The sequence below is a fragment of the Flavitalea antarctica genome, from assembly GCF_054461535.1.
Genome location: NZ_JBTLQG010000004.1, coordinates 34,354 through 53,517, shown reverse-complemented (window position 1 = coordinate 53,517; position 19,164 = coordinate 34,354). Strand labels below are relative to the sequence as shown.

The following is a 19,164-nucleotide window of genomic DNA, read 5'->3' as shown; positions in this document are numbered from 1 at the left end:
TATTCACAATAACGCTTTAACAATAGTTTCCCATTCTTTTTCGAGCGATAGGGTTGGCATTGTTTTGCCGGCTTTCCGGTACCAGTATGCCGCATTCGCAGGATCGCCTTCTTTGCGATGAAGATATGCATGAACCCAGGAGCCCTGGGCCGAATGAATGTCCTGCGCTATGTTATGGGAACCCTCCCAGTCGCTTCGGCCATCATACCACAAGGCTATCAACAAGGGGTTCAAGCCCTGTGGAGGAGTGTCTTTTTTCAGCGAAGCTTTAAAGTCGTCAAAGGTCATAAACAGTGCTTAAATGCCTTCCGGCAACCAACATATCCTGGTCAGAATGCTGACCATTTAGCCTGCGGTTTCAATGGCTAATCAGCTCAATTGATGTAGTTTTACGCTACAACAGATGGCAAATCCAAATTTAAACAACGGCAAAGAAATTCTTTCCAATCCGGATAAAGAATTCGAAAATAATATCAGGCCCCAGGAGATACAGGACTTTGCGGGCCAGGGGCAGATCATCGAAAACCTCAAGATCTTTATAAAGGCGGCCAAGCTCCGTGGCGAGGCGCTCGATCATATCTTATTCCACGGACCGCCGGGCCTTGGAAAAACTACCCTGTCAAGGATTGTAGCAAACGAACTCGGAGTAAACATCAAGGAGACCTCGGGCCCGGTAATCGAAAAGCCTGGGGACCTGGCCGGCCTGCTGACGAACCTGGAGAAACATGATGTATTGTTCATCGACGAAATACACAGGCTCAGTAACGTCGTCGAAGAGTACCTGTACGCCGCAATGGAAGACTTCCGGCTGGATATTATGATAGATAGTGGGCCAAGTGCAAGAAGTATCCAGATCAACCTCGAGCCCTTCACGCTGGTTGGCGCTACCACAAGGAGCGGACTGTTAACCGCCCCGCTCTTATCCCGCTTTGCCATAAAGTCCAGACTCGAGTATTATGATGCCGCGACTTTACAGGGAATAGTGCTTCGATCTGCAAATATTCTTTCAACCAAAATCACTTCTGACGCTTCGTTTGAGATCGCGCGCCGCAGCCGTGGAACTCCCCGCATAGCAAATGGTCTCCTGAGAAGGGTCCGTGATTTCGCCCAGGTGCTGAGTAATGGAGTCATTGACCTTGCCATTACAGAGCATGCTTTAAAAGCCCTGAATGTAGATACCCATGGTCTTGACGAAATGGATAATAAGATCCTCCAGACAATTATCGAAAAATTCAAAGGGGGCCCCGTAGGAATCACCACGATTGCAACCGCGGTAGGTGAGGAAACAGGTACACTTGAAGAGGTTTATGAACCTTTTCTTATCCAGGAAGGATTTATCAAGCGTACACCACGTGGAAGGGAGGCAACGGAAAAAGCTTATGCACACTTAGGTAAGGTGCCGGGAGCGCAAGGAGGAACGTCGTTATTTTAGTTATGAGTTATGAGTGATGAGTTATGAGTGAGTGAAGAGATAATGAGTGATGAGTGGAAAACGTGGTTGAATTTCGTAATTACTCATAACTTGTTCAACTCATAACTAAACTCATCACTCATCACTCATCACCCATAACTGTTTTACGCTTGTGGAACAGGCACAACTAACCTAAACCCATTTCCGTGAATATTGACTATTTCAATGGAAGGATCATCTTTCAGGTATTTCCGGAGCTTGGCGATATATACATCCATACTACGACCGTTAAAGTAAGTATCGCTTCCCCAGATCTTTTTTAACGCCTGTTCCCTTGGCAGCAGGTCGTTAAGATGCTCAGCCAGCATCTTCAGCAATTCATTTTCTTTGGGCGACAGCGTCTGCATTTTACCTGCATGGCTCAACTCACGAAGCTTCGGATTGAAATGGTAGCTGGCAAGATCATATTCTTTGTTTTCCTGCTCGCGGTTGCCCTCTTCATTTCTTTTGAGGATGGCTTTGATTTTGAGTAAAAGCACCTCAGAGTCAAATGGTTTGGTGATGTAGTCATCAGCACCCAGTTTATAACCCTGTATGATGTCTTCCTTCATGGTTTTAGCACTCAGGAAAAACAGGGGAATATCAGGATCAACATCACGAATCTCTTCCGCCATAGTAAATCCGTCCATATGCGGCATCATTATATCTAGCAGGCACAGATCAAATTTTTCACGCTGAAATGCAGCTAAGCCAAGGCGGCCGTCGCGCTCAAGAGTAACATCAAAATCATTCAGCTCCAGATAATTCTTCAACACCATCCCCAGATTCTGATCATCTTCGCATAATAAAATTTTGGGTTTTTTTCCTTCCATGTTTTATATTTTTTTATTTCTCTAACAAATAAATGTCTTCCGATGTTTGGTATGCAATCAGGGTGGATAATCTTTTGTTAATAATGCACATTATGCATCAATTTTATAACTCCTAAGTTATCGTTTAAATATTAATTTTTGTCGTTTATTTACATCTATGGCACTACATGTAACAGCAGATAACAGATTCAAGAAACTGATCGTAATCGGGGACCGGGTGCTGGTGAGGTTAACCAAGGCCAGTGAGAAGACGGAAAGCGGCCTGTACCTTCCGGCCGGTGTACAGGAAAAGGAAAAGGTTCAACAGGGTTATGTAATTAAGACCGGCCCGGGATATGCCATCCCCATGCCGGTTGACGACGAACCCTGGAAACACCAGGAGGATCCCGTAAAATATATTCCATTGCAAACCAAAGAAGGCGATCTCGCTATTTTTTTACTCAGCGGCGCAACAGAAGTTATGTATGAAGGGGAAAAATATTACATTGTTCCGCAAAGTGCGATCCTTATGCTCGAAAGAGAAGAAGATCTCTGATGGTTTGATTTCATTCACTCACAACTGGTGTCAAGTTTAATTTTACGCTATGGCTGACAAAACCGTTTTTACAGACCTGCTGAAACAGGCTTATACATTCAAAGGTGAATCTTTCTGCGCCGGTACAGCTATGCTTGATGGCGAACTGATCAAAGGCGCTGATGTACACATACCATTAAGGACGATGAACCGTCATGGCCTGATCGCAGGAGCAACGGGAACCGGCAAAACAAAAACTTTGCAGGTGCTTGCCGAAGCCCTGAGTGATGCGAGTGTGCCGGTTTTACTGATGGATATTAAAGGTGATCTCAGCGGCATAGCGGCCCCTGGAGAGATCAGCGACAGGATCACTGAGCGAATGACCAGGATGGGTGGTGAATTTAAACCCGTGGGCTTTCCGGTCGAACTGCTAAGCCTGAGCACCGAGAAAGGTGTTCGGTTGCGCGCCACCGTGAGTGAGTTCGGACCTATATTACTTTCCAAGATTCTTGGTTTGAACGACACCCAGGAAGGAGTGGTTTCGATGATCTTTAAATATTGTGATGATAATAAAATGCCCCTGCTTGATCTGAAGGATTTTATCAAGGTATTGCAATATGCAGGCAATGAAGGAAAGGCTGAAATTGAAAAGGAGTATGGGAAGATATCTACTACCACTACAGGCACGATACTCCGCAAAGTGATCGAATTGCAGCAACAGGGCGCTGATATATTTTTTGGTGAGCCCAGTTTCGATGTAGATGACCTCATGCGGATTTCCAATGACGGTCGCGGTATAGTCAGCGTTTTGCGGGTAACCGATATGCAAAACCGTCCGAAGCTCTTTTCGACATTTATGTTGAGCCTGCTGGCAGAGCTGTACGGTTCCCTTCCGGAGGAAGGTGATATGGACAAACCCAAACTCGTCTTGTTTATTGACGAGGCACACCTGGTTTTCCAGGAAGCTACCGAAGCATTGCTCCAGCAAATTGAAACAGTGATTAAACTGATCCGCTCAAAAGGAGTCGGGATCTTTTTCTGCACCCAGAATCCGCAGGATGTCCCGGCACCGGTGCTCAGTCAGCTTGGCCTTAAAATACAGCATGCTCTTCGGGCATTTACAGCTGCAGATCGTAAAACAATAAAACAGGCGGCCCAGAATTACCCGGAAACCACCTTTTACGATGTTGATGAATTACTGACGCAGCTCGGAACCGGTGAAGCGTTTATTACCGTATTAAATGAAAAGGGTATTCCCACTCCGCTTGTACATACTATGATGGTGCCGCCAAGATCCCGCATGGATGTGTTGTCGGAAATGGAAATAGATTCTATGGTCTCCGGCTCAAAGCTTGCCCAGAAATATGCAGAAGTGGAAGACACGCATAGTGCTTATGAAATTTTGAATGCCAAACTTGAAGAGGCTGCACAAATTGCATCGGAGAAAGCCGCAGAAAAAGAAGCAGGGAAAGCTGTCGTGAAGAAAACATCCGGGAGGGCCGAAAAATCCACACTTGAAAAAGTACTGGACAATTCTGTTACCCGGCAGATCGGAAGAACGGCAACCACTACTATCGTCAGGGGACTACTGGGAGCACTTGGACTTGGTGGCAGGAGTTCTTCAAAAAAGAAAAAGAGTTCGTGGTTCTGAACACTATTTACCCGGCAAACTTATTTCGTCGCGCCCATTGATAAGGATCTTGTTTTCTGCCTGTAAAAATTCAAGCACCTTCAGGAGTTTATCTTTACGTACGCCGCTCAGCAACCGAAAAAATTCAGCCCCGGCTATTTTGCCATTGCTAACTGTCTCGGTTATGCGAAGGTGTATGTTTTCAAATTCTTCAGCCGTCAGCGGTAATGATTTTTTCTTCAGGCAGTTGTCGCAGATGCCACAGTCTTTTATCTGCTTGTCGCCAAAATATAAACCGATATAGGTACTTCTGCAGTCATCAACTGTCGTTGCAAATGAAATCATCCTGGTGATTCTTTCTTCCAGTTGTTTTTTTCTTTGCTGATACAAATCCTGGTTTATGCGGACCTGGTCCTCTCTTATCCTGTCCTGTATCAGCAGAAGCTGTGGCTTGTCTTTCTGTGGCTGGTAACTGACAATTCCGAATGCCTGGAGTTTTTTGAGGGATTCATTAACCTGGGCCGGATCAGCTCTTAGCAGGAAAGCAAGGTTTTTTTCAAAGATGGGCACCGGTTGATCGAAGATACCTTCATAAGTTCTCAGTAACACTTTAATGAGGGGCGTCAGCTCCGGGTTTGTTCTTTCAAAATCATTGATCGTGTTTTTATCGCAGGTAAATTGTAGCCTTGCAGGTAAAAAGACCTGCTCATTGAAGCTCATCAGTTCTTCCTGTTCGAGGGCCTTCAATGCGTGAACGACCAGTTGGGTATCAAGCCTGAATTTCTTAAGAAAGTCGTTCAGGTCAAAATCATAATATCTTCCCTCACCGAGGCCGGTGGGTATCTGGAGGTAGTTAACCAAAGCCTGGTATACTTTCCTGATCTCATATATGCCTGGGAAGCGGATCTCAGGTTGTTTTTTAAGCTCCTCAAGCTCTTTGGCATCGTATAACAAAACCGCATAAGACTTTAGCCCATCACGTCCCGCACGGCCGGCTTCCTGGTAGTAGTTTTCGAGGCAGTCAGGTGTATCCGCGTGAATCACCACCCGGACATCCGGTTTGTCGATGCCCATTCCGAAAGCATTGGTACAGACGATGGTCCTGGTTTCATTTTTTATCCAGCTTTCCTGTTTCCGGCTTCTCTCTTCCTGTGTAAGACCAGCGTGATAAAAGTCTGACCTTATGCCTTGCATGACGAGCAGATCGCTGATGAATTTCGTGCGCTTTCGACTCTTACAATAAACAAGGGATGCACCCGGAACCTTCTGAAGAATTTCAATGATGCGGTTGATTTTGGAATCGGTCCTGAATGAAGAGTAAGAGAGATTGGGTCTCGCAAATGATTGCCGGAAAACAATCTGTTTTTTAAAGCGCAGTTGCTCACATATGTCATCCTGTACAAGAGCGGTAGCTGAGGCACTGAGCGCAAGGACCGGCACCCCGGGCAATTCTTCTCTTAATGCTGCAATGCGCCGGTAGGGTGGTCTGAAATCAAAGCCCCATTGCGAGATACAATGTGCTTCATCAACGGCAATAAGGTTTATGACGAACGCCGGGAGATATTCCCTGAACAACTTTGTTTCAAGCCTTTCAGGTGACACATATAAAAACTTGCAGTTGCTGTTCATGGCAACCTCAAGTACATTGATCACTTCTTTGCGACTCATCCCGGAAAAAATAGCATAAGCTGTAATGCCTTTTCGGCGCAGGTTTTCAACCTGGTCCTTCATGAGTGCAATCAGTGGACTAATAACAAGACACAAGCCTTCAGTGGCCATGGCGGGCACCTGGAAGCAGAGCGATTTTCCTCCACCGGTTGGCAGCAAGGCCAGCGTATCGTTGCCGGCTAACACTGACTTTATGATGTCTTCCTGCAGAGGGCGGAAGGAATCATACCCCCAATAACTTTTTAATACCTGGTGAATTAATTCTGCCATTGCTTCACATTAAACAACTTTCTTAACAAAAAGTCGACCCGAATTAATGGCAAGCACCACATCGCTGAGTCCCATCACAAGCGCACCAAAAGTTGGTGTAAGTAAGCCAAGGGCAGCCACGGGTATGGCAATGATGTTATAGATAAAAGCCCAGAATAGATTTTGTTTGATAGTAAGATAAGTGTGTTTGCCCAGACCAAGTGCAAGGGGCAGATTTTTCAGGCCTTTGTTCATCAGGATCACGTCCCCGGTTTCTATGGCGATCTGTGAAGCATCTGCCATTGAAATACCGATGGTGGCTTTAGCCAGCGCAGGTGCATCGTTGATACCATCGCCAACCATTGCGGTCGGCGCCTTAGCGGTCAGTTCGCCAACGAAGGCCGACTTTTGTGCAGGGCTCTGTTCCGCCATTACTTCGTCAATCCCCAGTTCGCGGGCAACCGGGATACATTTTACTTTTCTATCCCCGCTCAGCAACCAGGTTTTGATTCCGCGGGACTTCAGGTAACTCACCACCTCTTTTGCTTCGCGCCTGATCTCATCTTTCATATCCACCCAGCCGGCGATTTCGCCATTAATACTGAGGTATAAATTGTGTCCGTCCTCAATGCTGTTATCTCCGTCCTCAATGCTGTTATCTCCGTCTTCAATGCTGCCCGCTTCTGCTGAAGCTAATGCCGGGGTTACCGTTGTAGCCGCAGCATAATTACCTGGGTTATGAACTGCCCCCGGAACCAGTGAAGAGTGACTCTTCTGACGGTTATGAGTAAGCGTAGCGATCACATGACTGTAAGATCCGGCCAGGTAAACATTCCCTTCCTTATCCGTTGCCTGCATGCCAAAGCCTTTTAGTTCTACAACCTTTGCCCAACGGATCTCATTTTTGGTTCTCCAGGCATTGGTGATCGTTTTTGCGAGAGGATGATTTGAATATTTTTCAATCGAAAATAATACGCGTTTGAAATTATCATCATCAAGATCAGCGGTTGATATTTTGTATTTCTCAATCTCAAATTTCCCGGTGGTTAAGGTTCCTGTTTTGTCAAAAACCACCTGCCTGATATCTTTGAAAAGTTCCAGGCTCTGGGCATGCCGGAACAAAACCCCGTTCCTGGCTGCCCTGCCTAATCCGACAGCAATAGCAGCGGGTGTGGCAAGACCCATCGCGCATGGACAGGCTATCACCAGGACGGCGATACTGCGCATCAACGGATCAGCCACACTCCCAAGAACAAGGTAATTCACCACAAATGTGATCAACGATATCACCAGCACTACCGGAACAAAAACAGCGCTGATCTTATCTGCCAGTTTCCTGATCTCCATTTTTTCTCCCTGTGCCTGCTTAACAAGATTGATGATATTAGATAAAACAGAATCACTGGCCTCAGCTGTTACCAACACTTTCAATGTGCCATCAATCACCATACTTCCCCCGATCACCGTATCCTTTGCATGTTTCTCTACCGGGAGGCTCTCACCGGTTATGATGGATTCATCAATGCCCGCATCACCCCATAAAATCCTGCCATCTGCAGGAACCTGTTCCCCTGATTTTATCAGGACCAGGTCACCATGTTTCAATACTGTATTTTCGACTGGGAAAATGATTTCCTGGTGATCACCGTCGAAAGCTATCATGTTAGCCATCACTTTTTGTGAACGAGCCAGTGATCGAATGGCCTTTTGCGTTGTCCTTATAGAAACATCTTCCAGGTAGTTACCAAACAGAACAAGTGTGATTATGGATGCGGTAGTTTCATAAAACAGGTAATCGGGACCCAGGTTAAGCATTGTTCCGGTAAGACTGTAACCAAAAGAGGCAACGGCACCGATCGTTACGAGTACATTCATATTCGGCAAACCGTTAGCGATACTTTTAACAGCAGATCTTGCAAAAAAATCCATTCCCGCAATAAAGACCGGGATACAAAGTGCGAGCTGCACATAAGGATTCATCAGCCAGTGAATATGGATCCACCTGTCGAACATGTGGAGCATCAGCGGTAATGTAAATACCAGGCAGAAGAGCAGGCGCTGCCGGTGATTGGCAAATAATATCCTGGTGGCGACCGGAGTCTCCCCATCTTTCTGCACCACCTGGTATCCAAGCGAGCCGATCCCCCGGATCAAAGCGGGTTTTTTAGCCGGGTCTTCAACGCCGAAACTGACTTCGCCGGTAATAGGATTCACCTTGACCTGTTCTGCTCCCTGTTTCTGGAGGTAATTGTTTACCGTCAAGGCACAGTTTGAACAGGTCATTCCTTCAACAATCCATTGCACTTTTTCCATTACTGCAAAGGTATTCTATAAACCCAAAATCGGTTATACATGGCAAAATTCGATATTTTTGAAAAATGGAGTTGATTTTTACCCTGGATGAAATAGACGAGGCCGCCCGGACATTTCACCAGTCGTTCCTGGATAAAAAAGTCTTTGCTTTTCATGGGAAAATGGGTGCAGGAAAAACGACTTTTATTACGACGCTCTGCAGGGTGCTTGGGGTGAAGGGACAGGTTTCGAGCCCGACATTCTCGATCATAAATGAATATAGTTCCGGTGATGGAAGCATTTATCATCTCGATCTTTACCGGCTGAAAAACAGTGATGAAGCAGTGCAGGCGGGGGTTGAGGACGTATTGTATTCAGGTTCGGTCTGCCTGGTGGAGTGGCCGGAAGTGGCGCCGGGTATTTTTCCTGATGAAACACTAAATCTATTCCTGGAGCTAATCGATCCGGATACCCGAAAATTAATAGTAACATCCTGAATCGCCGGTTCGGGAAGAGATATTAAATCGTAAATTGTACTCCCGAAATAGCTCGGGGATAAATCCTAATAGGCGGATGTCGCAACAAAAACCTGTAATCAGTACTTCTTTCAGCTACGAGACTCTTGAGGAAACTCTCGACGTGAAACCCCTCGGCGCACTTTTACACATTGGAATACCAAAAGAAACCGCTTTCCAGGAAAACAGGATAGCACTTACGCCAGAAGCGGTTGGTGTTTTGATAAGCAATGGGCACCAGGTGGTGATTGAACACAACGCGGGGGAAGCGGCCCATTACCGGGATAAAGATTATAGTGAGGCCGGGGCCAAAATCGTGTATGAAAAAGCCGAGGTATTCAAGGCGCCGATCCTGGTTAAATCGGCACCCCCGGTGGATGCGGATCTGCCTTATCTCCAGATGAACCAGGTGATCATATCGCCGATCCATCTTTCGGCTATGAAGGCGGAGTTGCTCGAAAAAATGATGGAAAAAAAGATCACCGCCATTTCATTCGAGAACCTTAAGGATGACAGTGACAGCTATCCCATTGTAAGAAGCATGAGCGAGATCGCAGGCTCAGCAGTCATGCTTATTGCTGCTCAATATCTAAGTTCAGCCAATCATGGCAAAGGCGTTTTATTAGGGGGAATCTCGGGTATTCCACCAACCAAAGTGATCATCCTGGGAGCCGGGATCGTTGGTGAATTTGCGGCCCGGGCAGCACTTGCGCTCGGAGCGTCTGTAAAAGTATTTGACAACAGTGTTTACCGGTTAAAAAGACTTCAGAACAATATAGGCCAGAGAATGTGGACCTCGGTTATGGAACCGCGCATTCTTTCCAAGCAGCTTAAGACCTGCGAAGTAGCTGTGGGTGCACTAGGCTCCCAAAGCGGGAGAACTCCTGTTGTGGTAACCGAAGAAATGGTCAGCAACATGCGCCCCGGAAGTGTTGTCATTGACGTAAGCATCGACAGGGGCGGATGCTTTGATACCTCCGAGATCACTACTCATGAACAGCCTATATTCATGAAATATGGAGTTATCCATTACTGTGTTCCAAATATTCCGTCGGGTTTTGCGCGTACAGCTTCACAGGCCATCTCGAATGTTTTGATGCCATTATTGCTGGAAGCCAGTGATGAAGGTGGATTTGAAAGCCTCGTCTGGCAGAAAGTGCATTTGCGGAGCGGTATCTATTTATTCAAGGGAGCCCTCACGAATTTCCATCTCAGTCAGCGGTTTGATCTGAAATACACAGATCTGAACCTGCTTATAGCCAGCCAAAGATAAAGAAGGTAAAAGAGTGGCATTAAGAAGGACGAATCGATCAGCCGGCCCGCAAATGGCTGTACCCCGATCATGATTCTTGTGGAACCGTGCCTTATTTAAAGTCCGTGATTCGGATTATATGTTTGCAGAATCCATATTCCTGGATGTCATTTGAGCTGACGATGATGGTCCGGTTGTTAGCAAATTCCCGGATAAGTTGCTGGTATAATTCAATGCCTTCAGTGTCCAGGTTCGTACATGGTTCATCCAGCAAAAGGCAACCGACATCTGAAAATACTGCCTGGATAAGCTTCACCCGTTGTTTCATGCCGGATGAATAATATCTTATCTGTTTATCAGCCGCTGCGTTAAGCCCCGCCAGTGCGATAGTTTGCTCGGTAGTAACTCCCTTTAGAAATGGTTTAAATTGTTGATGGAAACGCAGGAATTCATTCAGTGTCATCTCCTCGATCACTTCGAGATATGGGGCGGCAATGGCGATTTGCCTGAAAACATCGTCTATAGCAATGTCAGCATTGCCCTGATACTTTATGGCACCTTCGCTGGTAACAATAGCTCCACCAATAACCTGCAAAAGAGTAGACTTGCCCGACCCGTTAGGACCGGTGATCGCATAATGTTGACCAGGTAAAAATTCGTAGTTGAAATTCCGGAAGATCCAATCGCGGTTGAAGCGCTTGCCGCAATTAGTTAACGATATCTTCATCCACACTATTTTTAGAATAGCGTTTAATGATGCCCCTGTCGCTTTCCCTGATAAAGGTTACGACTTCATCACGTTCATCAGTAGCTGGAAATTCCTCTTCGAGTACTTCCAGGGCCTGGCTGGTGTTAAATCCCTTATTGTAAATAACGCGGTAAATATCAAGAATATGATTGATCCGATCTACGGTAAAGCCCCTTCTCTTCAAACCCACGGAGTTAACGCCCGCATAACTCAACGGTGAGCGGCCGGCTTTGATATAGGGAGGTACATCTTTACCCACAAGAGAACCGCCACTGATAAATGCATGTTGCCCGATCTTCACAAACTGGTGGACGGCACACACACCGCCTAGTCCCACCCAGTCTCCGAGTTGGACATGCCCGGCAAGCTGCGTGTTGTTACTTAGTGTGCAGTTATTGCCGATATGACAATCGTGACCAATATGACTATATGCAAGTATCCAGCAATTGTTGCCGACTACTGTTTTCCACTTGTCTGATGTTCCGCGGTGAATGGTGACAAATTCGCGGATCGTTGTGTTATCGCCAATTTCAACCAAAGTGTCTTCACCGGCGAACTTACGGTCCTGGGGGATGGCAGCTATCACTGCACCAGGAAAGATGCGGCAGTTGTTCCCGATCCTGGCACCTTCCATGATTGTCACGTTACTACCTATCCAGGTTCCTTCGCCGATTTCAACGTTTTGGTGGATCACTGTAAACGGGTCAATCTTGACATTGGTTGCCAGTTTGGCGTTAGGATGGATATAGGTATGAGGGTGAATCATTTTATTTACGTTCTTGAGTGGTGATGCTGAAAATTCTTTAGAGGCATCAGGCAATTGTTCTCCTGAGGAGGCCGGACGAAGATCGTCACTTAGTGAGCCTTTATGGAGCGATTGACGTTTGATAATGTTTGTTATCTTATTAGAAACTAAATATATAACCGACCGGCAAAAATATAATTAATTTGATAAACCTTAATAACTTAAGTTTTAACAAAATATCCATGGCTGGCCAAGCAAATCGTTTCTAATTTCTCTTTATCACCTGGGCCATCAGATCCGCTTCTGTTGCAATCTTGTTGCCGACATACACGGTTCCCCTCATTTCGCATATACCTCGTCGTATTGGTGATAATAACTCCATTTTAAGGATCATGGTATCTCCGGGAACGACCTTTAACTTGAATTTACAATTATCAATTTTTAGAAAATATGTGTCATAATCACCAGGAGGTAGCGCATTTATACAAAGAATACCCCCGGTCTGGGCCAGTGCTTCGATCTGAAGAACGCCCGGCATGACCGGATTACCCGGAAAATGACCTACAAAAAACGGTTCATTGTAAGTTACATTCTTGATACCAACAATTTGTTTGTCAGTAAGTTCTATGATCTTATCTACGAGCAGAAACGGGTAACGGTGGGGTAGGGTCTTCTCGATCTGCTGTAAGGTATAGACAGGTGGGAGGCTCGGATTGTACACCGGAATATCCTTCGCATTTCTGTTTTTCTTAATATAATTTTTTATCTTTTTTGCAAATTCAACATTACTGGAATGCCCCGGACGGTGGGCGATGATATGTCCTTTGATCGCAAAGCCAACGAGGGCAAGATCGCCTATTACATCAAGCAGCTTATGCCTGGCAGGCTCATTCGGATAGCGAAGCTCAAGGTTGTCGAGGTAGCCTTCAGATTTGACATCCATGGTTTCGCGGCCAAACGCCTTTGCAAGCCTAGACATCTCATCTTTCGTGACGGGCTTATCAACAACCACTATTGCGTTATTGAGGTCTCCGCCCTTGATCAGATTATTGTCCAGCAGCGCCTCCAGTTCATGTAAAAAGCAAAATGTACGGCAGGGTGAAATTTCAGATTTGAAGTCACGCATTGACTTCAGGCTCGCGTGCTGGGTGCCGAGGACCGGGCTGTTGAAGTCGATTAATGTGGTGATCTTATAATCGGTAGCTGGCAAAACAACCATTTCCACTCTCTTCTTTTCATCATAGTGAGTGAGATTGGTGTCGAGTGTGTACCACACTTTGGCGGCGTCCTGTTCTACCACACCGGCATCTTCAATGATTTCCACGAAAGGCTCTGAACTGCCATCAATGATGGGAATTTCGGGGCCGTTAAGTTCGATAAGGCAATTATCGACGCCCATGCCCACCAGAGCGGCCAGGATATGTTCAACTGTGCTGATTTTCACTCCCTTATCCTCAAGCGTTGTTCCTCTTGATGTATCGGTGACCAGGTCGCAGTCCGCCTTTATTAATGGTTTACCTGGTACATCTACCCTCTGAAACTGGAAACCAAAGCCTGCATTGGCGGGTTTCAGCGTCATATCTACGTTAATTCCTGTGTGAAGACCTGTTCCTGAAATGCTGACTGCTGAACCTAATGTATGCTGCTTGTCAGAGTTTAATAATGCGTCCATTAAGAGAAAGGAGTTACTTTTTGTTTAATTGTTTGTTCCGAACCTGCAAAAGAAGTGGCAAATATAGGAAATAGTGTGCTTAACCCCGGTTTTGAGAGGATGCATTAGTATAGCAATTAGTGAGCCGGCTGGAAGGTGCTTTCCGTGCTCTGTGCCGTGAATTCTTAGTCTCAGCTCTTTTCAGTCGTGAGTTGCTGCACAAGTTTTTCCAGCAAAATGAGTCTTTTCTCCAGCTCCGGAAGGTTCCGGCTGACTGCCTGGCTGCGAAGGGCACTTGTATAATCATATGCGGGGCTGCCGGTCACTGCACTGTTCGGAACTTTGATTGATTTGCTTACACCGCTCTGGGCATTGATACGGGTGCCATCGGCTATGGTGATATGACCAACGATCCCGACCTGTCCCCCGATCATCGAGTTTTTGCCGATCTTGGTACTGCCGCTGATACCGCTTTGGGCAGCAATCACCGAATTGGGGCCAATTTCCACGTTGTGGGCTATCTGGATGAGGTTATCCAGCTTTGCACCGGTTTTAATCAACGTGGATCCGATGGTAGCCCGGTCGATGGTGGCGTTCGCACCGATCTCCACGAAGTCTTCGACAACGACGTTCCCTATCTGGGGCACTTTCTTAAAACTGCCATCTGCCTGCGGGGCAAATCCAAATCCATCTGCCCCGAGCACTGATCCTGCGTGGATCGTAACGTTTTTCCCGATCATACAATCGTGGTATAACCTGACGCCCGGATGAATAACGGTATTGTCTCCCACCTTCACATTATTGCCGATAAAGGCCTGGGGGTAGATCTTGACATTGTTGCCTATGACTGCATCATCACCGATATAAACAAACGCACCAACAAAAACCTTTTCCCCGATTTTTGCGCTCTTGCTTATATAAGCCGGGTCCTGTATCCCTGTAAGTTGCTGTTGCATCATTTCCTGGTAGGTGGAAAGAAGGGTGGCGAATGCAGTATAAGCATCCGGAACACGGATGAGTGTGGCGTTTATTGGTTCCCGTAATACCTGCGTTTCATTCACAATAATAACCGATGCCTGGGTATTGTACAGGTGATCCTCATATTTGGGATTTGCAAGAAATGCAAGCTGGCCATTCTTCGCTTCTTCTATTTTGCCAAAAGAACTGACTGCTTCTTCCGGATTTCCTTCCACCTTTCCATTAATCAGTGTGGCAATTTGTGTCGCTGTGAATTGCATAATTATGTTATTGATACCGTTCTGAGGAATTTTTACTGCTGGTGTTAATGATGATGTTGACTGCCATTAACAGTTATAGTAACAAATATAATTTTTTTTCACAGGGGTAGACAGATTATGCTGGATCAGCGCGTTGTCTACATTGGAGATGTCCCTGACAGTACCATCCTTAAAAAGGATGTTGATGCTTTCTTCGGATGGATCATAGGTGGTGTTAACTGCCGTTCCGCCAAAAACAAAATAATCGCATTCATTACCCGTCAGGCCAAACTTCCTGCAAACCCGTGCCCGTATTTCCTGTATCCAGGTCTCATCGATTGGATCAACCTGCATTTTTACCTTTAGCAGTTTTCTTTCTACCAGGCTCCTGCAGAGGATGGACAGCACCTTGTCTTCGTGGAAGCTCCAGTTTTTTATCGCTGCCAGCATATCGTAATCATCGAGCAGGCAAAACTTGTCAAGGTGCTTTTCAATAGGCGTTTTGAGCTCATCGTAGTGAAGAAAGAAATCAAGAACAGGTGAGCATGCCGGTACGCGATGTCCAAGGCTGATAAGTTCTTTGGCGCGCTGTATAATTTTGACAAGCATCTTTTCAGCAGACAGTACCGTTTTGTGCAGATAAACCTGCCAGTACATCAACCTCCTTGATACAAGAAATTTTTCTATGGTGTAGATGCCTTTTTCTTCTACCATCAGATCACCGTGATTTACCGTAAGCATTTTCAGGATTCGATCATAACCAATCACACCTTCAGAGACACCTGTAAAAAAACTATCCCGGGTGAGGTAATCCATCCTGTCAACATCCAGTTGACCGGAGATCAGCTGGTGCAAAAAAGATTTGTGATAGTTGTTTGTAAAGATCTGTATTGCCGTTTCAAGCTGTCCGTTGAATTGTTCATTCAATACCCGCATGATCAGGATTGAAAGTGCTTCATGTGAAATGCCGGGTATTAGTATATTTTCAAGTGCATGAGAATATGGGCCGTGTCCTATATCGTGAAGAAGTATAGCGATTTTTGCGGCGACCTCTTCTTCATGAGTAATTTCAATTCCCTTTCCTTTTAACTCGGTCAGGGCATTGCACATCAAATGGTAAGCTCCAAGGGAGTGATGCATGCGGCTATGAACTGCACCCGGGAATACCAGTTCCGCAAACGCCATCTGGTGAATCCGTCTTAACCGCTGATAAAAGGGATGAGAGATAACCTGGTAAATAAGTGGATGATCTATGGTCAGGAATCCATAAACCGGGTCATTGATAATTTTTCTTGGGTTAACCGGCATGCGCTGCTTTCCGTTTTGTTAAAATTACTGCCAATTGCAGCGATCAAAAGTACAAAGGGAAATTAGATAAAATAATTTTGTTAGCTTTCTATCCGCCCTTTTCAGACAAGCCCGGATAGTTGGTATCGGCAATCATTCATTATTTAAATTTTATTATGGCATTAGGAAAGATACTTTGGGTAGATGACGAAATTGAGAGCTTGCAGTCGCAGATAATGTTTCTGCGTAATAAGGGTTATGAAGTGAATGCGCTGACAAATGGATTTGACGCCGTAGATTATGTAAAGATCAACCCGGTTGATGTGGTGCTGATGGATGAAACCATGCCGGGTATAACAGGACTTGAAACATTAGCAAAAATAAAAGAAGTGAATCAGCAGATCCCGGTTGTGCTGATCACTAAAAATGAAACGGAAAACCTGATGGATGATGCCATTGGTTCGCAGATAAGTGATTACCTGATCAAACCCGTGAATCCGAACCAGGTACTGTTAAGCCTGAAAAAGATCATTGATAACCGGAGGCTGGTGGCCGAAAGAACAACCACCGCTTACCAGCAACAGTTCCGTAATTTGTTTATGGCACTGAACAGTAACCCTGATCACAATGAGTGGATGGAAATCTATAAAAAGCTGATCTATTGGGAGCTTGAAATGGAAAAAAGCGATAGCCCTGAAATGCAGGAAGTATTGCAATCGCAAAAGAGCGAGGCCAATACAGAATTCTTCAAGTTTGTTTCGAAGAATTATGCAAAGTGGGTGAATCCGAAAGGCGACAGCGGGCCAATCATGTCAAATACGCTTTTTAAATTTAAGGTGCTGCCCCATGTTGAAAAGGGCGTACCAACGTTTTTTGTGCTGCTTGATAATCTCCGGTTCGATCAGTGGAAAGCCATACAGCCGATCTTTTCAGATAATTTCCGCATACATGAAGAAGATACTTTTTACAGTATTCTTCCCACGGCAACGCAGTATGCACGTAATGCAATCTTTGCCGGGCTGTTACCGGTCGAGATCGAAAAGCAGTTTCCACAGCTATGGAAAAACGATGAAGATGATGGCGGCAAAAACCTGAACGAGGAAGATTTCTTTCGTGCTCAACTGAAAAGACTGAAAAGAGAAGATATAAAGTTTTCTTATACCAAGGTGGTTAACTACCAGGCAGGACAGGACCTGGTCAACAATATGCATAACCTGCTGGGAAATGATCTGAATGTGATCGTTTACAATTTCGTGGATATGATGAGTCATGCCCGTACTGAGATGGAAGTGCTGAAAGAACTGGCAGGTGACGAGATCAGTTACCGGTCGGTTACCAGGAGCTGGTTCGAGCACTCACCCCTGCACCAGGCCCTTAAGAAAGTCGCAGATAAAAAGATCAATATAATTCTCGCAACGGATCATGGCAGCGTGAGGGTGAAGACCCCGACCAAAGTGATCGGTGACAAACAAACGACAACCAACCTGCGTTACAAACATGGCAGAAACCTGAATTACGAGCCGAAACAGGTATTGGCGTTCCGGGATCCCAAAGAGGCCGGCCTTCCGGTACCGACCGTCAATTCTTCCTATATTTTCGCCAGGGAAGATGTGTTTCTCTGTTATCCGAACAACTACAATTATTACGTCAATTATTATAAAAACAGTTTCCAGCACGGTGGATTGAGCCTGGAAGAAATGATAGTTCCCGTGATCCGGATGAGTAACCGGTAACCGGGCGATCGGATTAGTGTTATAGCGGCTGGGATGTGGATAATATGGTCCGCCAGCCGCTATTTTTCATTTAAATTTGCCGCCTGAGAGAGATCATTTAATCAATGAACGAATGAAATACACGCAGAACACGCTGGATAAAATTGAAAAGATACTTGATGAGGCCTCCTATGTGGTTCGATATGAAAGAGGTACTTTTCAGAGCGGTTATTGTATTCTTGAAGACAAAAAAGTAGTAGTGCTTAATAAGTTTTTGCAGACTGAAGGGCGTATCAATACCTTGTTTGATATAATTCCCCAGTTAGCTATCGATACCGAAAACTTTACTCCTGAAACCAGGAAGCTTTATCTTGAAGTGATGAACCGCAAGCCCGAGAGCCTGAGCTGACAAATAGCAGATGAATATCCCACCTCTTACAATAACATTTCTAGGCACCGGCACCAGCGGGGGCGTACCCATGATTGGATGCGATTGTGAGGTGTGCAGATCAACAGACAAAAAAGACAAGCGACTCAGATCCAGCATTCTCATCAGATCGCCACATACAACAATTGTAGTGGATTCAGGACCGGATTTTCGTTACCAGATGTTGAGGGCAGATGTAAAACATCTTGATGCGATCGTTTACACGCATTCCCATAAAGATCATGTTGCAGGCCTGGATGATGTGCGTGCCTATAATTTTTTTTCGGGTCAGCCCATGCCCGTTTACTCGGATGAGATGACCCAGCAGGTATTGATCAGGGAGTTTCCATATGCGTTTAAGGATACACGTTATCCCGGTGTGCCGGAGATACAACTCAATTCTATAGCACTTGACCCTTTTGTACTGGGCGATATACCGGTGATACCGATACAGGTCTGGCATCTCAAAATGCCGGTGCTGGGCTATCGTTTTGGAAGGTTCACTTATATAACGGATGCTAACCGGATCGAGGAATCTGAGAAACAAAAGATCAGGGGATCGGAGGTCCTTGTGTTAAATACCCTGAGAAAACAAAAACACATTTCTCATTTCTCTTTGCAGGAAGGTGTTGACCTCGCCCGCGAGTTAGACATCCCGCAGGTGTGGTTCACACACATGAGTCACCAGATGGGAAAACATGCAGAAGTATGTGTTGAATTGCCTTCCGGAATTTCGCTTGCTTATGACATGCTGCAGGTAGTGGTGTAAGCCGGTATTTCTTCTATATGCTGGTGCAGCTTCTTCTTTATCGTGTTCGTTGTTCTCATTGATCATGGTTGTTATTGTGGTTGATTGAGGCTGTTATTGTGGTTGATTGAGGCTGTTGTTGTGGTTGATTGGGGCTGTTGTTATCGTTGATTGAGGCGATTATTATCATTGATGGTCTGAGCCATCATTTTCTTTTATATCCCGG

17 protein-coding genes are annotated in these 19,164 nt (G+C 45.6%); 8 read left to right on the top strand and 9 right to left on the bottom strand.

Features of this window, described 5'->3' with window-relative positions; translation table 11 throughout:
• Positions 1 to 3: 3 nt before the first annotated feature.
• Positions 4 to 288, bottom strand: coding sequence for a hypothetical protein (locus ACX0G7_RS06075; protein WP_458922540.1), 285 nt, complete (start codon positions 286 to 288; stop codon positions 4 to 6).
• 115 nt (positions 289 to 403) lie between these two features.
• Between ACX0G7_RS06075 and ruvB the strand changes: the two genes are divergently transcribed.
• Positions 404 to 1,432, top strand: coding sequence for a Holliday junction branch migration DNA helicase RuvB (ruvB, locus tag ACX0G7_RS06070; RefSeq protein ID WP_458922539.1), 1,029 nt, complete (start codon positions 404 to 406; stop codon positions 1,430 to 1,432).
• Between the two features lie 143 nt (positions 1,433 to 1,575).
• Here ruvB and ACX0G7_RS06065 read toward each other — a convergent pair whose 3' ends face one another.
• On the bottom strand, positions 1,576 to 2,283 hold the full coding sequence (locus ACX0G7_RS06065; protein WP_458922538.1) for a response regulator transcription factor: 708 nt from the start codon (positions 2,281 to 2,283) through the stop codon (positions 1,576 to 1,578).
• Positions 2,284 to 2,440: 157 nt separating this feature from the next.
• On the opposite strand from ACX0G7_RS06065, the gene ACX0G7_RS06060 reads away from it, so the two are divergent.
• Both ACX0G7_RS06060 and ACX0G7_RS06055 read left to right on the top strand, forming a co-directional pair.
• Complete coding sequence (locus ACX0G7_RS06060; RefSeq protein ID WP_458922537.1) at positions 2,441 to 2,818, top strand: co-chaperone GroES; 378 nt, start codon at positions 2,441 to 2,443, stop codon at positions 2,816 to 2,818.
• Positions 2,819 to 2,867: 49 nt separating this feature from the next.
• Positions 2,868 to 4,448: a helicase HerA-like domain-containing protein gene (locus ACX0G7_RS06055; RefSeq protein ID WP_458922536.1), complete on the top strand. Its 1,581-nt coding sequence runs from the start codon at positions 2,868 to 2,870 to the stop codon at positions 4,446 to 4,448.
• Positions 4,449 to 4,451: 3 nt separating this feature from the next.
• Here ACX0G7_RS06055 and ACX0G7_RS06050 read toward each other — a convergent pair whose 3' ends face one another.
• Positions 4,452 to 6,365 (bottom strand): RecQ family ATP-dependent DNA helicase, encoded by a 1,914-nt coding sequence (locus ACX0G7_RS06050; RefSeq protein WP_458922535.1) that lies wholly within the window; start codon positions 6,363 to 6,365, stop codon positions 4,452 to 4,454.
• A 9-nt stretch (positions 6,366 to 6,374) separates the two neighbouring features.
• Entirely contained in the window at positions 6,375 to 8,657 is a 2,283-nt protein-coding gene (locus ACX0G7_RS06045; protein ID WP_458922534.1) for a heavy metal translocating P-type ATPase, read from the bottom strand.
• 65 nt (positions 8,658 to 8,722) lie between these two features.
• Here ACX0G7_RS06045 and tsaE point away from each other — a divergent pair, with 65 nt between their 5' ends.
• A complete protein-coding gene (tsaE, locus tag ACX0G7_RS06040; protein WP_458922533.1) occupies positions 8,723 to 9,133 on the top strand; it encodes a tRNA (adenosine(37)-N6)-threonylcarbamoyltransferase complex ATPase subunit type 1 TsaE in 411 nt (136 codons plus the stop codon).
• 76 nt (positions 9,134 to 9,209) lie between these two features.
• Positions 9,210 to 10,424 (top strand): alanine dehydrogenase, encoded by a 1,215-nt coding sequence (locus tag ACX0G7_RS06035; protein WP_458922532.1) that lies wholly within the window; start codon positions 9,210 to 9,212, stop codon positions 10,422 to 10,424.
• 91 nt (positions 10,425 to 10,515) lie between these two features.
• Here ACX0G7_RS06035 and ACX0G7_RS06030 read toward each other — a convergent pair whose 3' ends face one another.
• The 5 genes from ACX0G7_RS06030 to ACX0G7_RS06010 form a co-directional block, all read right to left on the bottom strand.
• Positions 10,516 to 11,130 carry an ABC transporter ATP-binding protein gene (locus ACX0G7_RS06030; protein WP_458922531.1) on the bottom strand — a complete coding sequence of 205 codons (615 nt, stop codon included), beginning with the start codon at positions 11,128 to 11,130 and terminating at the stop codon, positions 10,516 to 10,518.
• Positions 11,111 to 11,917: an acyl-ACP--UDP-N-acetylglucosamine O-acyltransferase gene (lpxA, locus tag ACX0G7_RS06025; protein WP_458922530.1), complete on the bottom strand. Its 807-nt coding sequence runs from the start codon at positions 11,915 to 11,917 to the stop codon at positions 11,111 to 11,113. Before lpxA ends, ACX0G7_RS06030 begins: the two co-directional genes overlap by 20 nt.
• A gap of 244 nt (positions 11,918 to 12,161) precedes the next feature.
• Entirely contained in the window at positions 12,162 to 13,568 is a 1,407-nt protein-coding gene (locus ACX0G7_RS06020) for a bifunctional UDP-3-O-[3-hydroxymyristoyl] N-acetylglucosamine deacetylase/3-hydroxyacyl-ACP dehydratase (RefSeq protein WP_458922529.1), read from the bottom strand.
• Between the two features lie 170 nt (positions 13,569 to 13,738).
• Positions 13,739 to 14,785: a UDP-3-O-(3-hydroxymyristoyl)glucosamine N-acyltransferase gene (gene lpxD, locus ACX0G7_RS06015; protein ID WP_458922528.1), complete on the bottom strand. Its 1,047-nt coding sequence runs from the start codon at positions 14,783 to 14,785 to the stop codon at positions 13,739 to 13,741.
• A 66-nt stretch (positions 14,786 to 14,851) separates the two neighbouring features.
• The gene (locus ACX0G7_RS06010) at positions 14,852 to 16,072 is read right to left on the bottom strand and encodes an HD domain-containing protein (protein ID WP_458922527.1); all 1,221 of its coding nucleotides are present in this window, start codon (positions 16,070 to 16,072) and stop codon (positions 14,852 to 14,854) included.
• A 155-nt stretch (positions 16,073 to 16,227) separates the two neighbouring features.
• On the opposite strand from ACX0G7_RS06010, the gene porX reads away from it, so the two are divergent.
• The 3 genes from porX (at position 16,228) to ACX0G7_RS05995 (ending at position 18,959) form a co-directional block, all read left to right on the top strand.
• Positions 16,228 to 17,784: a T9SS response regulator signal transducer PorX gene (gene porX / locus ACX0G7_RS06005; RefSeq protein ID WP_458922526.1), complete on the top strand. Its 1,557-nt coding sequence runs from the start codon at positions 16,228 to 16,230 to the stop codon at positions 17,782 to 17,784.
• Positions 17,785 to 17,896: 112 nt separating this feature from the next.
• The gene (locus ACX0G7_RS06000) at positions 17,897 to 18,172 is read left to right on the top strand and encodes a hypothetical protein (RefSeq protein ID WP_458922525.1); all 276 of its coding nucleotides are present in this window, start codon (positions 17,897 to 17,899) and stop codon (positions 18,170 to 18,172) included.
• Between the two features lie 10 nt (positions 18,173 to 18,182).
• The gene (locus ACX0G7_RS05995) at positions 18,183 to 18,959 is read left to right on the top strand and encodes an MBL fold metallo-hydrolase (RefSeq protein WP_458922524.1); all 777 of its coding nucleotides are present in this window, start codon (positions 18,183 to 18,185) and stop codon (positions 18,957 to 18,959) included.
• The last annotated feature ends 205 nt before the right edge of the window (positions 18,960 to 19,164 follow it).

What these genes read in the sequence shown, in the direction of transcription:
- ACX0G7_RS06045 (WP_458922534.1), bottom strand. Translation starts at nt 8,657, where the DNA reads ATGGAAAAAGTGCAATGGATTGTTGAAGGAATGACCTGTTCAAACTGT.
- ACX0G7_RS06055 (WP_458922536.1), top strand. Translation starts at nt 2,868, where the DNA reads ATGGCTGACAAAACCGTTTTTACAGACCTGCTGAAACAGGCTTATACA.
- ACX0G7_RS06065 (WP_458922538.1), bottom strand. Translation starts at nt 2,283, where the DNA reads ATGGAAGGAAAAAAACCCAAAATTTTATTATGCGAAGATGATCAGAAT.
- ACX0G7_RS06020 (WP_458922529.1), bottom strand. Translation starts at nt 13,568, where the DNA reads ATGGACGCATTATTAAACTCTGACAAGCAGCATACATTAGGTTCAGCA.
- ACX0G7_RS05995 (WP_458922524.1), top strand. Translation starts at nt 18,183, where the DNA reads ATGAATATCCCACCTCTTACAATAACATTTCTAGGCACCGGCACCAGC.
- ruvB (WP_458922539.1), top strand. Translation starts at nt 404, where the DNA reads ATGGCAAATCCAAATTTAAACAACGGCAAAGAAATTCTTTCCAATCCG.
- ACX0G7_RS06060 (WP_458922537.1), top strand. Translation starts at nt 2,441, where the DNA reads ATGGCACTACATGTAACAGCAGATAACAGATTCAAGAAACTGATCGTA.
- ACX0G7_RS06075 (WP_458922540.1), bottom strand. Translation starts at nt 288, where the DNA reads ATGACCTTTGACGACTTTAAAGCTTCGCTGAAAAAAGACACTCCTCCA.
- porX (WP_458922526.1), top strand. Translation starts at nt 16,228, where the DNA reads ATGGCATTAGGAAAGATACTTTGGGTAGATGACGAAATTGAGAGCTTG.
- ACX0G7_RS06030 (WP_458922531.1), bottom strand. Translation starts at nt 11,130, where the DNA reads ATGAAGATATCGTTAACTAATTGCGGCAAGCGCTTCAACCGCGATTGG.
- tsaE (WP_458922533.1), top strand. Translation starts at nt 8,723, where the DNA reads ATGGAGTTGATTTTTACCCTGGATGAAATAGACGAGGCCGCCCGGACA.
- ACX0G7_RS06050 (WP_458922535.1), bottom strand. Translation starts at nt 6,365, where the DNA reads ATGGCAGAATTAATTCACCAGGTATTAAAAAGTTATTGGGGGTATGAT.
- ACX0G7_RS06010 (WP_458922527.1), bottom strand. Translation starts at nt 16,072, where the DNA reads ATGCCGGTTAACCCAAGAAAAATTATCAATGACCCGGTTTATGGATTC.
- lpxD (WP_458922528.1), bottom strand. Translation starts at nt 14,785, where the DNA reads ATGCAATTCACAGCGACACAAATTGCCACACTGATTAATGGAAAGGTG.
- lpxA (WP_458922530.1), bottom strand. Translation starts at nt 11,917, where the DNA reads ATGATTCACCCTCATACCTATATCCATCCTAACGCCAAACTGGCAACC.
- ACX0G7_RS06035 (WP_458922532.1), top strand. Translation starts at nt 9,210, where the DNA reads ATGTCGCAACAAAAACCTGTAATCAGTACTTCTTTCAGCTACGAGACT.
- ACX0G7_RS06000 (WP_458922525.1), top strand. Translation starts at nt 17,897, where the DNA reads ATGAAATACACGCAGAACACGCTGGATAAAATTGAAAAGATACTTGAT.